The 13388-nt window shown below is 69.3% G+C and carries 15 protein-coding genes; 12 read left to right on the top strand and 3 right to left on the bottom strand.

From position 1 onward, the window contains the following. Positions 1 to 119: 119 nt before the first annotated feature. The 11 genes from ACFYMP_RS00560 (at position 120) to ACFYMP_RS00510 (ending at position 9550) form a co-directional block, all read left to right on the top strand. On the top strand, positions 120 to 899 hold the full coding sequence (locus tag ACFYMP_RS00560; protein ID WP_388848155.1) for a helix-turn-helix transcriptional regulator: 780 nt from the start codon (positions 120 to 122) through the stop codon (positions 897 to 899). Then, complete coding sequence (gene sufB, locus ACFYMP_RS00555) at positions 896 to 2317, top strand: Fe-S cluster assembly protein SufB (RefSeq protein ID WP_388848152.1); 1422 nt, start codon at positions 896 to 898, stop codon at positions 2315 to 2317. The genes ACFYMP_RS00560 and sufB overlap by 4 nt, the downstream gene beginning before the upstream one ends. A gap of 63 nt (positions 2318 to 2380) precedes the next feature. Further along, entirely contained in the window at positions 2381 to 3562 is a 1182-nt protein-coding gene (gene sufD, locus ACFYMP_RS00550) for a Fe-S cluster assembly protein SufD (protein ID WP_388848149.1), read from the top strand. Then, on the top strand, positions 3559 to 3882 hold the full coding sequence (locus ACFYMP_RS00545; protein ID WP_363145874.1) for a non-heme iron oxygenase ferredoxin subunit: 324 nt from the start codon (positions 3559 to 3561) through the stop codon (positions 3880 to 3882). The genes sufD and ACFYMP_RS00545 overlap by 4 nt, the downstream gene beginning before the upstream one ends. Before the next feature lie 6 nt (positions 3883 to 3888). Continuing rightward, entirely contained in the window at positions 3889 to 4653 is a 765-nt protein-coding gene (sufC, locus tag ACFYMP_RS00540) for a Fe-S cluster assembly ATPase SufC (RefSeq protein ID WP_388848146.1), read from the top strand. Then, the gene (locus ACFYMP_RS00535) at positions 4650 to 5921 is read left to right on the top strand and encodes a cysteine desulfurase (protein ID WP_388848143.1); all 1272 of its coding nucleotides are present in this window, start codon (positions 4650 to 4652) and stop codon (positions 5919 to 5921) included. Before sufC ends, ACFYMP_RS00535 begins: the two co-directional genes overlap by 4 nt. A gap of 12 nt (positions 5922 to 5933) precedes the next feature. After that, complete coding sequence (sufU, locus tag ACFYMP_RS00530) at positions 5934 to 6404, top strand: Fe-S cluster assembly sulfur transfer protein SufU (protein WP_388848140.1); 471 nt, start codon at positions 5934 to 5936, stop codon at positions 6402 to 6404. Next, positions 6401 to 6739, top strand: coding sequence for a metal-sulfur cluster assembly factor (locus ACFYMP_RS00525; protein ID WP_363145870.1), 339 nt, complete (start codon positions 6401 to 6403; stop codon positions 6737 to 6739). The genes sufU and ACFYMP_RS00525 overlap by 4 nt, the downstream gene beginning before the upstream one ends. A gap of 286 nt (positions 6740 to 7025) precedes the next feature. Next, complete coding sequence (proP, locus tag ACFYMP_RS00520; protein WP_388848136.1) at positions 7026 to 8561, top strand: glycine betaine/L-proline transporter ProP; 1536 nt, start codon at positions 7026 to 7028, stop codon at positions 8559 to 8561. Positions 8562 to 8663: 102 nt separating this feature from the next. Next, positions 8664 to 8984, top strand: coding sequence for a DMT family transporter (locus ACFYMP_RS00515; RefSeq protein WP_388848133.1), 321 nt, complete (start codon positions 8664 to 8666; stop codon positions 8982 to 8984). Then, complete coding sequence (locus ACFYMP_RS00510; protein ID WP_388848130.1) at positions 8984 to 9550, top strand: TetR/AcrR family transcriptional regulator; 567 nt, start codon at positions 8984 to 8986, stop codon at positions 9548 to 9550. The genes ACFYMP_RS00515 and ACFYMP_RS00510 overlap by 1 nt, the downstream gene beginning before the upstream one ends. A 62-nt stretch (positions 9551 to 9612) precedes the next feature. Here ACFYMP_RS00510 and ACFYMP_RS00505 read toward each other — a convergent pair whose 3' ends face one another. Further along, positions 9613 to 10518 carry a winged helix-turn-helix transcriptional regulator gene (locus ACFYMP_RS00505; protein ID WP_388848127.1) on the bottom strand — a complete coding sequence of 302 codons (906 nt, stop codon included), beginning with the start codon at positions 10516 to 10518 and terminating at the stop codon, positions 9613 to 9615. 135 nt (positions 10519 to 10653) lie between these two features. On the opposite strand from ACFYMP_RS00505, the gene dapD reads away from it, so the two are divergent. Further along, on the top strand, positions 10654 to 11643 hold the full coding sequence (gene dapD / locus ACFYMP_RS00500; protein WP_388848124.1) for a 2,3,4,5-tetrahydropyridine-2,6-dicarboxylate N-succinyltransferase: 990 nt from the start codon (positions 10654 to 10656) through the stop codon (positions 11641 to 11643). 292 nt (positions 11644 to 11935) lie between these two features. Here the strand turns inward: dapD and ACFYMP_RS00495 are convergent, their stop codons facing one another. Both ACFYMP_RS00495 and ACFYMP_RS00490 read right to left on the bottom strand, forming a co-directional pair. Then, positions 11936 to 12679 carry a type II toxin-antitoxin system death-on-curing family toxin gene (locus ACFYMP_RS00495; RefSeq protein WP_388848122.1) on the bottom strand — a complete coding sequence of 248 codons (744 nt, stop codon included), beginning with the start codon at positions 12677 to 12679 and terminating at the stop codon, positions 11936 to 11938. 471 nt (positions 12680 to 13150) lie between these two features. After that, entirely contained in the window at positions 13151 to 13372 is a 222-nt protein-coding gene (locus ACFYMP_RS00490; protein ID WP_388848119.1) for an NUDIX hydrolase, read from the bottom strand. Between the last annotated feature and the right edge of the window lie 16 nt (positions 13373 to 13388).

Below are 13388 nucleotides of genomic sequence, written 5' to 3'. Positions count from 1 at the left end.
TTCTCGTGTGTCAGTTCCCGTACGGACGGTCGCTTAGGTAACCCTTAGTGATCGAGGACACCGCGGGGCCGCGACCAGCGCGCTTGTCCGGGCCGAAGGAATTACGCAACAATGGCGTTGTGAAATACCTGGGCGAGGCTCCGCAGGAGGAAGCCGCGACCGGTGAGCGCTCGACGCGCAACCGGGTCGCGCGCTCCATCCTGGACCACGGCCCCTCGACCGTGGCCGAGCTGGCCCGCCGCCTCGGGCTGACCCAGGCGGCCGTCCGCCGCCACCTCGACGCGCTCGTCGCCGACACCGTCGTGGAGGCCCGCGAGCAGCGGGTCTACGGGGCACGCACCCGCGGCAGGCCGGCGAAGGTCTTCGCGCTGACCGACTGCGGACGCGACGCCTTCGACCAGTCCTACGACAAGCTCGCCACCGACGCGCTGCGCTGGATCGCGCAGTCGGCGGGCGGGGAGGCGGCCGTCGCCGCCTTCGCCCGCTCCCGGATCGAGCAGAGCGGCGCCGGCTACCGCGAGGCGGTCGAGAGCGCCGCGCCCGCCGAGCGCGCCCAGGCCCTGGCACGGGCGTTGTCCGCGGACGGGTACGCTGCCACAGCGCGTAGCGCGCCCGGCCGGCAGCAGGGCGAGCAGCTCTGCCAGCACCACTGCCCGGTGGCGCACGTGGCCGAACAGTTCCCGCAGCTGTGCGAGGCGGAGACGGAGTTCTTCTCCCAGCTGCTCGGCACCCACGTGCAGCGACTGGCCACCATCGCCCACGGTGACGGCGTGTGCACGACCTTCATCCCCCGGGGCGGCGCACCGCCGCCCGCGAAGGACGAGGGCGAGGACGCGCCGCCGTCCACCGAGAAGACCACCCACACATCAGCAAGCACGGCCGGGAGGAACCCCGCATGACTCTCCCCACGGAGACTGCCCACCCCGAACTCGAGGGTCTGGGCACGTACGAATACGGCTGGGCCGACTCCGACGTGGCCGGCGCCTCTGCGAAGCGCGGCATCAACGAGGACGTCGTCCGGGACATCTCCGCGAAGAAGAACGAGCCGGAGTGGATGACCAGGCTCCGCCTCAAGGGCCTCAAGCTCTTCGAGAAGAAGCCCATGCCGAACTGGGGCTCGGACCTCTCGGGCATCGACTTCGACAACATCAAGTACTTCGTGCGCTCCACGGAGAAGCAGGCGGAGTCCTGGGAGGACCTGCCCGAGGACATCAAGAACACGTACGACAAGCTCGGCATCCCCGAGGCGGAGAAGCAGCGCCTGGTCGCCGGTGTCGCCGCGCAGTACGAGTCCGAGGTCGTCTACCACCAGATCCGTGAGGACCTGGAGGAGCAGGGCGTCATCTTCCTGGACACGGACACGGCGCTGCGCGAGCACCCGGACCTGTTCAAGGAGTACTTCGGCACCGTCATCCCGGTCGGTGACAACAAGTTCGCCTCGCTGAACTCCGCGGTGTGGTCGGGCGGCTCCTTCATCTACGTGCCGAAGGGCGTGCACGTGGAGATCCCGCTCCAGGCGTACTTCCGCATCAACACCGAGAACATGGGCCAGTTCGAGCGGACGCTGATCATCGTCGACGAGGACGCCTACGTCCACTACGTCGAGGGCTGCACGGCGCCGATCTACAAGTCGGACTCCCTGCACTCGGCCGTGGTCGAGATCATCGTGAAGAAGGGCGCCCGCTGCCGCTACACGACGATCCAGAACTGGTCGAACAACGTGTACAACCTTGTCACCAAGCGCGCCGTGGCCTACGAGGGCGCGACCATGGAGTGGGTCGACGGCAACATCGGCTCCAAGGTCACCATGAAGTACCCGGCCGTCTACCTCATGGGCGAGCACGCCAAGGGCGAGACGCTGTCCATCGCCTTCGCGGGCGAGGGCCAGCACCAGGACGCCGGCTCGAAGATGGTCCACATGGCGCCGAACACCTCCTCCAACATCGTGTCGAAGTCGGTGGCCCGCGGCGGCGGCCGCACCTCCTACCGCGGTCTGGTCGAGATCGGTGAGGGCGCCCACGGCTCCAAGTCGAACGTGCTGTGCGACGCGCTGCTCGTGGACACGATCTCCCGCTCGGACACCTACCCCTACGTGGACGTCCGCGAGGACGACGTGTCGATGGGCCACGAGGCGACCGTCTCCAAGGTCTCCGACGACCAGCTCTTCTACCTCATGAGCCGCGGCCTGACCGAGTTCGAGGCCATGGCGATGATCGTGCGCGGCTTCGTCGAGCCGATCGCCAAGGAGCTGCCGATGGAGTACGCGCTCGAACTGAACCGGCTGATCGAGCTGCAGATGGAAGGCGCCGTCGGCTGATTGCCCGGCCTCGCGTATCACCGACCGACTCACTGACGTAGGAAAGAGAGCACCAGAACAGCCATGGCTGAGGCTCAGAGTATTGCCGCGGGTTCCACCACCGCCGGCCAGATCGCGGTGGCGGCCGAGTCCACCGTCGTCTCCAGGATGAGCGCGCCGCCGTCCTACGACGTCGCCGACTTCCCCGTGCCGCACGGCCGCGAGGAGGAGTGGCGGTTCACGCCGCTGGAGCGGCTGCGCGGGCTGCACGACGGCACGGCCGTCGCCGACGGCCGCATCCAGGTCGAGGTGACCGCCCCGGCCGGTGTCACCCAGGAGACCGTGGACCGCGAGGACCCGCGCGTCGGCAGGGCCGGCACCCCGGTGGACCGGGTCGCGGCCCAGGCGTACAGCTCCTTCGAGAAGGCCTCGGTCATCACCGTGCCGAAGGAGACGGTGCTCACCGAACCCGTCCGCATCACCGTCGAGGGCCACGGCGGCACCGCCTACGCCCATCAGGTGGTCGAACTCGGCGCCTTCGCCGAGGCCGTCGTCGTCATCGACCACACCGGTGACGCGGTGCTCGCCGCCAACGTCGACTTCCTCGTCGGTGACGGAGCCAAGCTCACCGTCGTGTCCGTGCAGGACTGGGCGGACAGCGCCGTGCACGTCGGGCAGCACAACGCGCTGCTCGGCCGGGACGCCTCCTTCAAGTCCGTGGTCGTCACCTTCGGCGGCGACCTCGTCCGCGTCTCCCCGCGCGTGAGCTACGGGAGCACCGGCGGCGAGGCCCAGATGTTCGGCCTGTACTTCACCGACAAGGGCCAGCACCAGGAGCACCGCCTCTTCGTCGACCACAACGCCCCGCACTGCACGTCCAACGTGAGCTACAAGGGCGCGCTCCAGGGCCAGGACGCGCACGCCGTGTGGATCGGGGACGTCCTCATCGAGGCCGCCGCCGAGGGCACCGACACCTACGAGATGAACCGCAACCTCGTCCTCACCGACGGGGCGCGGGTCGACTCGGTGCCGAACCTGGAGATCGAGACCGGCGAGATCGTCGGCGCCGGCCACGCCTCCACCACCGGCCGCTTCGACGACGAGCAGCTGTTCTACCTGATGTCCCGGGGCGTCCCCGAGGACGACGCCCGCCGCCTCGTGGTGCGCGGCTTCTTCGCCGAGCTGGTCCAGCAGATCGGGCTGCCCGACGTCGAGGAACGCCTGCTCACCAAGATCGAGGAGGAGCTGGAGGCGTCGGTCGGATGACGGCCCACTTCCAGCGCGCCTGCGGCGCCGACGAGCTGACCGAGGACACCCCGAAGCGGGTGGAACTGGACGGTACGCCGGTCGCCGTGGTGCGCACCGAGGGCGAGGTGTTCGCGATCAACGACATCTGCTCGCACGCCAACGTCTCGCTCTCCGAGGGCGAGGTGGAGGACTGCCGGATCGAGTGCTGGCTGCACGGCTCCAGCTTCGACCTGCGCACCGGCAAGCCCTCCGGGCTGCCCGCGACGCGCCCCGTTCCCGTATACCCCGTAAAGATCGAAGGGGACGACGTGCTCGTCTCCCTCTCCCAGGAGTCCTGAGGCAACATGAGCTCGCTTGAAATCCACGACCTGCACGTCACCGTCGAGGCCGACAACGCCACGAAGGAGATCCTCAAGGGCGTCGACCTCACCGTGAAGCAGGGCGAGACGCACGCCATCATGGGCCCCAACGGCTCCGGCAAGTCGACTCTCGCCTACTCCCTCGCGGGTCACCCCAAGTACACGATCACCGGCGGCACCGTCACCCTCGACGGTGAGGACGTCCTGGAGATGACCGTCGACGAGCGCGCCCGCGCCGGTCTCTTCCTCGCCATGCAGTACCCGGTCGAGGTGCCCGGCGTCTCGGTCTCCAACTTCCTGCGCACCTCCGCGACCGCGATCCGCGGCGAGGCCCCCAAGCTGCGCACCTGGGTGAAGGAGGTCCGCGAGGCCATGGAGCGCCTCCAGATGGACCCCGCCTTCGCCGAGCGCAACGTCAACGAGGGCTTCTCCGGCGGCGAGAAGAAGCGCCACGAGATCCTCCAGCTCGAACTGCTCAAGCCGAAGTTCGCGGTGCTCGACGAGACCGACTCCGGTCTCGACGTCGACGCCCTGCGCGTCGTCTCCGAGGGCGTCAACCGGGTGCGTGAGTCCGGTGAGGTCGGCACCCTGCTGATCACCCACTACACGCGCATCCTGCGCTACATCAAGCCCGACTTCGTGCACGTCTTCGTGGGCGGCAAGGTCGCCGAGTCCGGCGGCCCGGAGCTGGCCGACAAGCTGGAGAACGAGGGGTACGAGTCCTACGTGAAGGGTGGCGTATCCGCGTGACTGACGCCCGCCAGGGGCTCCAGGGTCTCCTCGACACGGAGGCGATCCGCAAGGACTTCCCGATCCTGGGCCGACAGGTCCACGACGGCAAGACTCTCGTCTACCTGGACAACGCGGCGACCTCGCAGACGCCCCGCCAGGTCATCGACACGCTCAGCGAGTACTACGAGCGCTACAACGCCAACGTCCACCGCGGTGTGCACGTCCTCGCCGAGGAGGCCACCGCGCTGTACGAGGGCGCGCGGGACAAGGTCGCGGAGTTCATCAACGCGCCCAGCCGTGACGAGGTGATCTTCACGAAGAACGCCTCCGAGTCGCTGAACCTCGTGGCCAACATGCTCGGCTGGGCCGACGAGCCCTACCGGGTCGACCACGAGACCGAGATCGTCATCACGGAGATGGAGCACCACTCCAACATCGTGCCCTGGCAGCTGCTCTCGCAGCGCACGGGAGCGAAGCTGAAGTGGTTCGGCGTCGACGTGAGCGACGGCAGCCTCGACCTGTCGCGCATCGACGAGGTCATCACGGAGAAGACGAAGATCGTCTCCTTCGTGCTGGTCTCGAACATCCTCGGCACGCACAACCCGGTCGAGCAGATCGTGCGCCGCGCCCACGAGGTCGGCGCGCTCGTCTTGATCGACGCCTCGCAGGCCGCCCCGCACATGCCGATGGACGTGCAGGCGCTCCAGGCCGACTTCGTGGCCTTCACCGGCCACAAGATGTGCGGGCCCACCGGCATCGGTGTGCTGTGGGGCAGGCAGGAACTCCTGGAGGACCTGCCCCCGTTCCTCGGCGGCGGTGAGATGATCGAGACCGTCTCGATGAACTCCTCGACCTACGCCCCGGCCCCGCACAAGTTCGAGGCGGGCACGCCCCCGATCGCGCAGGCCGTGGGCCTGGGCGCGGCCGTGGACTACCTCGGCTCGATCGGCATGGACAAGATCGCCGCGCACGAGAAGGCGATCACCCGGTACGCGGTCGAGCGGCTGCGGGAGGTCCCGGACCTGCGGATCATCGGGCCGACCACGGCCGAGGAGCGCGGTTCCGCCATCTCGTTCACGCTGGGTGACATCCACCCGCACGACGTGGGGCAGGTGCTCGACGAACAGGGCATCGCGGTCCGGGTCGGACACCACTGCGCGCGCCCCGTGTGCCTGCGGTACGGAATTCCCGCGACCACGCGAGCGTCGTTCTATCTGTACTCCACGCCGGCCGAGGTGGACGCCCTGGTCGACGGCCTGGAGCACGTCCGTAACTTCTTCGGGTAGGGACTTGAGCCGGTGAAGCTGGATTCCATGTACCAGGACGTCATCCTGGACCACTACAAGCACCCGCACGGGCGGGGCTTGCGCGAGGGCGACGCCGAGGTGCACCACGTGAACCCCACGTGTGGCGACGAGATCACCCTGCGCGTCAAGTACGAGGGCTCGCGCGTCGCCGACGTCAGCTACGAGGGGCAGGGCTGCTCGATCAGCCAGGCCAGCGCCTCGGTGCTGAACGACCTGCTGGTCGGCAAGGAGCTGACCGAGGCGCAGCAGATCCAGGGCACCTTCCTGGAGCTGATGCAGTCCAAGGGCCGTATCGAGCCGGACGAGGCGATGGAGGAGGTGCTGGAGGACGCGGTGGCCTTCGCCGGTGTCTCCAAGTACCCCGCGCGGGTCAAGTGCGCCCTGCTGAGCTGGATGGCCTGGAAGGACGCGACCGCCCAGGCCCTGGGCGCGACCGAGCCCGCCGAGAGGAAGACCGCATGAGCGAGAACGAAGCGGCCACGATGACGCCGGCCTCCGAGGAGGAGCTGCGCGAGGCCCTGATGGACGTCGTCGACCCCGAATTGGGCATCGACGTCGTCAACCTGGGGCTCATCTACGGACTGCACATCGACGAGGCGAACATCGCCACCGTCGACATGACCCTGACCTCCGCGGCCTGCCCGCTCACCGATGTCATCGAGGACCAGGCCAGGTCCGCGACCGACGGCATCGTGAACGAGCTGCGGATCAACTGGGTCTGGATGCCGCCGTGGGGCCCCGACAAGATCACCGACGACGGCCGCGAGCAGCTGCGCGCGCTGGGGTTCAACGTCTGACACAGCCCCGCACACCGGGCTGGGACAGCTGATGCGGGTGGCGGGTTCCGCTCTTTCGGGGGCGGTGGCCCCGCCCGCACACAAGGGCCGGGCACCTGGGTTTTCCCCAGGTGCCCGGCCCTTTTCCCGTCCCGGAATCCGCTGGTGCGCGCCGTCGTTTTCCGCTTCCCGCGTCTGATCAGCGGTTTTCCGGGCAGCCGGGGTGACGGAAGGCGGTGGGCGCCTTCCCGGACCGCAGGCGCGCAGACCGCCGGGCCCGTGTGGTGGAGGAAGGGACTCCCGGCCAGTGGCGACCGACAGTACGACCATCCCGGAGGCGGACGGCGAGTCCGCCGGGCCCGACGCGGCGGCCCTGCGACGCCACCGCGTCCTGTTCCGCACCGTGGAGCGGCGACGCTCCCGGCCCCGGCTGCGCCGCACGGACATCACGGTGACCGAGCTGCCCGCCGTACGGCGCGCGGTCAAGGCCGCCGCGCTGGGCAACGCGATGGAGTGGTTCGACTTCGGCCTCTACAGCTACCTCGCGGTCACCCTCGGCAAGGTGTTCTTCCCCTCGGGGAACGCGACCGCGCAGACCCTGGCCTCCTTCGGCGCCTTCGCGGCGGCCTTCCTGCTGCGGCCCATCGGCGGGTTCGTGTTCGGCCCGCTCGGTGACCGGATCGGCCGTAAGAAGGTCCTCTCGCTCACCATGATCATGATGGCGGTGGGCACCTTCGGGATCGGCCTCATCCCCTCGTACGCGGCCATCGGGATCTGGGCCCCGGCGCTGCTGCTGTTCTTCCGCGTGGTGCAGGGCTTCTCGACCGGCGGTGAGTACGGCGGGGCGGCCACCTTCATCGCCGAGTACGCGCCCGACCGGCGCCGCGGCTTCTTCGGCAGCTTCCTGGAGTTCGGCACCCTCGCCGGCTACGTGGCCGCCGCCTCCATGGTCACGGTGCTGACCACCGTCCTGTCCGAGGGCGCGATGCTCAGCTGGGGCTGGCGGGTGCCCTTCCTCGTCGCGGGCCCCCTCGGGCTGGTCGGCCTCTACCTGCGGATGAAGCTGGAGGACACCCCCGCCTACCAGGAGCTGGAGCGTCAGCAGGACCAGGCCGCGGGGGAGCGGCCCAAGTTCAGCTTCGCGCGGCTCTTCCGCGAGCACTGGCGCGCCCTGCTGCTGTGCCTCGTGCTGGTCGCCGCGTACGACATCACCGACTACGCCCTGCTGTCCTACCTGCCGACGTACCTGACCGAGCAGCTCGACTACGGCACCACCGCCGGGCTCGTCGCGCTCGTCGTCGTCATGATCGTGCTGATGTGCCTCGTGCACCCCGTCGGCAAGCTCACCGACCGGATCGGCCGCAAGCCGGTGCTGCTGGCCGGGATGCTCGGCTTCCTGGTGCTGTCGTTGCCGGCCTTCCTGCTGCTCAAGACGGGCGGGCACGTCGCGATCTACGCGGGGCTGCTGCTGCTCGGGCTGTGCCTGCTGATGTTCCTCGCCTCGATGTCGGCGGCGCTGCCCGCGCTCTTCCCGACCGAGGTGCGCTACTCGGCGCTCGCCATCGCCTTCAACGTGGCCGGCTCGCTGTTCGGCGGTACGACCCCGCTGGTCATGGCCGGGCTGATCAGCGTGAGCGGCAACGACCTGATGCCGGCCTTCTACCTCATGGCGGCGGCCGCCGTGGGCCTGGTCGCGGTGCTCTTCACCAAGGAGACGGCCCGCCGCCCCCTGGAGGGTTCCCCGCCCGCCGTCGCGACCGAGGAGGAGGCGATCGCCCTGGTCGAGGCGCAGTACCCGGACCAGTCCGGGCGGGGCGAGAAGCTGGCGGTGGCGAACGGCTGACGGGTGGCTCGGTAGCCCGCGTGAGCGGCGACCGCCGCCCGCGGTGACCGGCCGGCACAACCCATGTGTACGACCGTACGCATCTTGCGTACCCTTGTACACATGGGTTACGTCATGCTTGCCGGGGCGATCCTGTCCGAGGTCGGTGCCACCACCGCCATGAAGTACAGCGAGGGCTTCAGCCGGCTCTGGCCCTCACTGCTCACCGTCGCCGGGTACGTGCTCGCCTTCGGGCTGCTCTCGCGGACTCTCAGGAGCCTCGACGTCGGCACCGCCTACGCCATCTGGGCCGGGGCGGGGACCGCGCTGATCGCCGTGATCGGGATGATCTTCCTCGGTGAGGCGGTCACCGTCGCCCGCCTCGCCGGTGTCCTGCTGGTCATCGGCGGGGTCGTCCTGCTCAACCTGGGAGGTGCCCACTGATGGCCGCACGCCGCTACGACCCCGAACGCAGGCAGCGCATCATCGACGCGGCGATCCGGGTGGTCGGCCGCTCCGGTATCGCGGGGCTCAGCCACCGCACCGTGGCCGCCGAGGCCGATGTGCCGCTCGGCTCCACGACGTACCACTTCGCGAGCCTCGACGAACTCCTGATCGCCGCCCTGCGCCAGACCAACGAGGGCTTCGCCGCGGTCCTGCGGGAACGCGGCGCCCTGAGCGGACCGATCGGCGAACTCGCGGGCCGGCTCGCCGCCGCCCTCGGCACCTGGATCGACGGGGGAGGCGCGGACGCCGGGGGCGGGCGGCGGGCGAGCGCCGAGCTGGAGTGCGAGCTGTACCTCGCGGCGGTGCGCAGGCCCGCACTGCGGCCGGTCGCCGTCGAGTGGAGCAAGGAGTTCGAGGAGCCCCTCAGCGCCCGCACCGACCCCGCCACGGCCCGCGCCGTGGTCGCCCTCATGGACGGCATCTGCGTCCAGACGCTGCTGCGGGAAGTGCCGTTCGACGAGGACGGCGCGCGGGAGATGCTGGGCCGGCTGCTCGGGGCGTGAGGCCCGGCGTACGGCTCCTTCGCGTGCGGCTCCTCCGCGGGCTCCCCGCCGCGCTCAGCCGCTCAGTCGCTCAGTCGCTCAGCCGCCGAGTCGGCAAGTCGCCGTACGGCCTCCAGCGCCGCCGTCACACTCGCCACGACGTCGGTCACCGGGTAGAAGACCTCCCGCACGGTGCGTTCCCGGTCCACGACCAGGGTCAGCCGCTTGAGGCGCCGGGTGTCCGCCACGCGGAAGGTCGGCAGCCGCAGCGCCGCCGTCAGCTCCCCCTCGGCGTCCGAGAGCAGCGGGAAGCGCAGCCCCTCCTTCGCGGAGAACGCGCGCTGCTCGTCGGGGCGTTGGGTCGACACGCCGTGCACCGCCGCCCCCGCCGCGTGGAAGGCGGACAGGGAATCCCGGTACGTGCAGGACTCCAGCGTGCAGCCCGAGGCGCCCGGCACGGCCGCCCAGCCGGGGGGATAGGCCGAGCGGTCCGCGAAGGCCGCGGGAAAGCAGTACAGGACGGTGAACGGGGCGTCCCCCGCCACCGGATCGCGCGGGGCGCCCTCCGCCTGCGGGAGCAGCAGCTCCGGGAGCCGGGTCCCGCGCAGCGCGCGCACCCGTTCCGCCTCGGCCGAGCGCTCGTCCGTCGTCGCCATCGTCTCCCCCTCGCCCAGAATCCACGTGTCCCCCCAGTCCTGGAGGGCGATCAGCACCGGGAGCAGCGCCCGGCCGCGGGGCGTCAGCCGGTACTCGTGCCGGAGCGGACGCTCCTGGTAGGGCGCCCGGTCCAGGACCCCGGCCGCCACCAGCAGCCGCAGCCGCTCCGCCAGTACCTTGCGGGACACCCCGAGGCCCGACTGGAGGGCGTCGAAACGGCGCACTCCGCGCGCCACGTCCCGCACGACCAGCAGCGTCCACGCGTCGCCCACCACGCCGAGGGCCTGGGCGACGGCGCAGTGGTCGTCGCCCGGACCGGTCCGCAATGCCATGGAGTGCCCTCCTCCCGCCCCCGACCTGTTCAGTTCCTCAAGGGAACTTACCAGGCGCCGGGGGTGCCCCTTCCGCCCGGCACGCACCGTGGGACCGGTTCGCCTCGGCGGGGCCGGGAACGTTAGGTTGCCCTCATGACCGACACGACTGCTTCTCGCACCACCGGCGCCGTCGCCGCCGGACTCGCGACCCTCGCCGAGGACGGCACCGTCCTGGACACGTGGTTTCCCGCCCCCGAGCTGAGCGAGGACCCGGGCCCGGCCGGAACCGAGCGCCTGAGCGCCGAGCGCGCCGCCGAACTGCTCGGCGAGGCCGCCGTGCGCGCCGTGCGCCGGGACGAGGTCCGGGGCGTGGAGACCGTCGCCGTCCGCACGGTCATCTCCTCCCTCGACGACAAGCCGCTCGACACCCACGACGTCTACCTGCGCCTGCACCTGCTCTCGCACCGCCTCGTGGCGCCGCACGGCCAGAACCTCGACGGCATCTTCGGACTGCTCGCCAACGTCGCCTGGACCTCACTGGGCCCGGTCCCCGTGGGCAGCCTGGAGCAGGCACGGCTCAACGCCCGCGCGCAGGGCCTGCACCTCCAGGTCACCTCGGTCGACAAGTTCCCGCGCATGACGGACTACGTCGCACCGAAGGGCGTACGGATCGCCGACGCCGACCGGGTCAGGCTCGGCGCACACCTCGCCGACGGCACCACCGTCATGCACGAGGGCTTCGTCAACTTCAACGCGGGCACCCTCGGCACCTCGATGGTCGAGGGCCGCATCTCCGCCGGAGTGGTCGTCGGCGACGGCTCCGACATCGGCGGCGGCGCCTCCACCATGGGCACCCTGTCCGGCGGCGGCAACGTACGCATCGTCATCGGCGAACGCTGCCTGGTGGGCGCCGAGGCGGGCGTCGGCATCGCGCTCGGCGACGAGTGCGTCGTGGAGGCCGGCCTGTACGTCACCGCGGGCACCCGCGTCACCCTCCCGGACGGCCAGGTCGTCAAGGCCCGCGAACTCTCCGGCGCCGACAACATCCTCTTCCGCCGCAACTCGGTCACCGGCACGGTGGAGGCCCGCCCCAACAACGCGGTCTGGGGCGGACTGAACGAGGTGCTGCACAGCCACAACTGATCACGCGCGGCCGTGACCTGCGGCCGCCTTACCGGTCAACGCCCTGACCTGCTGCCGAGTTGTCGGTACCTGTCGACGTTGGTCAACGCTGAGCGCCCTTCCACGGCCGGCCCAGGACGGCCCGGGAGGGCGCTCTGCCGTGTGTAGCTGCTTCAGGGGGTTCGAGCCGGGAGCAGCCAACGGCGCCCTCGGGTGGTGCACGACAAATGTGGTGTGCACGTCCAGGGGCGCGTTCGCAGTGGTCGAGCTTGCCCGTCCGTGAGTAAGCGTGTTGCCCAGCAGGGGAGCTCGGCTAGGCGTCGGCGAGCCGCCAGAGAACGTACCGGTATTCATCTACGAATTGATCAACGGCGTTGTCGATGTCATAGAATTCTCGACTGCTGCCGAGGTCGTGAAGGTCTAATTGTTGGCGGATGCGCTTGATCTCGGACACGGGCACGTCGAAGTTGCTTCGTGGGTAACCAGTTTTTACAACCTGCCCCTCTCGCCTGATCCTGATGTAATTATTGTCCGGCTGGTCGAAGGTGCAGCCATGAGCGCCGAGGGTCTTCTTCAAATCCCTGAAGCTCATTACGCGATCGCCAAAGGTTTGTCGGAGCATGCGGCCTCGAAACCAGCTGGCCAGCGCGCGTACCTCGGCGTCGGAGTCTCTTTCGTCATTTTTGGGCAGGGGAAAGGAGCCCGCTACGACGGACGTCGCCATCGTATAAAGATCGTCCTCTGAGGTGTTACACAGGTCAAATCCGTTACGTTCGAGAGCAACCAGACTGGAGACCAGTGCTGTGCGCTTGTTTCCATTCTCGAAGGCGTGGCTCTTCGCGATACCGTAAAAAAGAGTGGCGATCTTTTCGTGGGGTCGTTCGTACTTCTCTCGGAAAACTCCTGCGGCGTCGCTCATTCCTGTGTTCTGGCGTTCCACGGCCGAAGACAGCTTATTGGCGTCCAGTGGTCGGTTCCCGCCGAAGTCGCGGGAACCGAGATTGCTCTTTGCGAGCCGTTTGCGAACCGTCAGTACTTCCTCGACGGTAAGTGCCATGTAGTAGCCGTAGTATGCAGTTCGGGCCATTGGTCAGCCACCCCCCGTGATCAGCGTCGCGCATAGTCTGCCATTCCAATTCGTCGCATGGACGGCGTTCGCCAGTTCGCGTGTGCCGCAAGGTCGGTGGAGCGGCTTTGGGCTGGAGCTGCTTTGGGGCGAGTGATCTTGGCCCCGTAAGCTGATGGCGAGTCGGGCAGTCTGTGGACCTGCCCGTTAGAGCACGACGTCGGGGCCAAGATCTCAGAGGCTCTCCCCGAAATGGCTGCCCAAAGCCGTGGAGCCGACCGCCCCAGCCACAGAGGCGGCGCGCGTCCGCGCTGTGCGCGGGCCTTGATGAAGTAGGGAGAGTTCTACCGGTTGGCCGATGTGGGGAGCGGTCTCGTCGGTCAGGCCGTGATCGGTCCGCGTCCGCGTCGACGGGTGGATGTTTAGGCTGTCGAGTCGACTCGGGTCGACGGAGGCCACCTCCTAGCTCTCCCTGCTCGTGCGCAGCTCGCCCTCGTCGTACGCCATGACGTGAGCCGGGTTGGTGTAGATGCCGACCAGGCTCGTCACCTCGACGTCGAGGCCGGTCTCTTCCTCCGTCTCCCGTACGGCGGCGTCGGGGGCCGACTCGCCCCCGTGGACTCCGCCGCCGGGCAGGGCCCAGAGGTTGGTGTCGGTCTTGACGGCGCTCTTCTGTTCGCTCACCCCGGACCGGCGCCGC

Origin of the sequence: Streptomyces sp. NPDC007088 (assembly GCF_042869355.1) — a bacterium.
Lineage (GTDB): Bacteria > Actinomycetota > Actinomycetes > Streptomycetales > Streptomycetaceae > Streptomyces.
Note: the sequence above shows the minus strand (reverse complement) of the source record. Positions and strands in the feature narration are given on the sequence as shown.

Coding starts and splice junctions, on each gene's coding strand:
- sufB (WP_388848152.1), top strand. CDS start 896: ATGACTCTCCCCACGGAGACTGCCCACCCCGAACTCGAGGGTCTGGGC.
- sufD (WP_388848149.1), top strand. CDS start 2,381: ATGGCTGAGGCTCAGAGTATTGCCGCGGGTTCCACCACCGCCGGCCAG.
- ACFYMP_RS00545 (WP_363145874.1), top strand. CDS start 3,559: ATGACGGCCCACTTCCAGCGCGCCTGCGGCGCCGACGAGCTGACCGAG.
- sufC (WP_388848146.1), top strand. CDS start 3,889: ATGAGCTCGCTTGAAATCCACGACCTGCACGTCACCGTCGAGGCCGAC.
- ACFYMP_RS00525 (WP_363145870.1), top strand. CDS start 6,401: ATGAGCGAGAACGAAGCGGCCACGATGACGCCGGCCTCCGAGGAGGAG.
- ACFYMP_RS00515 (WP_388848133.1), top strand. CDS start 8,664: ATGGGTTACGTCATGCTTGCCGGGGCGATCCTGTCCGAGGTCGGTGCC.
- ACFYMP_RS00510 (WP_388848130.1), top strand. CDS start 8,984: ATGGCCGCACGCCGCTACGACCCCGAACGCAGGCAGCGCATCATCGAC.
- ACFYMP_RS00505 (WP_388848127.1), bottom strand. CDS start 10,518: ATGGCATTGCGGACCGGTCCGGGCGACGACCACTGCGCCGTCGCCCAG.
- dapD (WP_388848124.1), top strand. CDS start 10,654: ATGACCGACACGACTGCTTCTCGCACCACCGGCGCCGTCGCCGCCGGA.
- ACFYMP_RS00495 (WP_388848122.1), bottom strand. CDS start 12,679: ATGGCACTTACCGTCGAGGAAGTACTGACGGTTCGCAAACGGCTCGCA.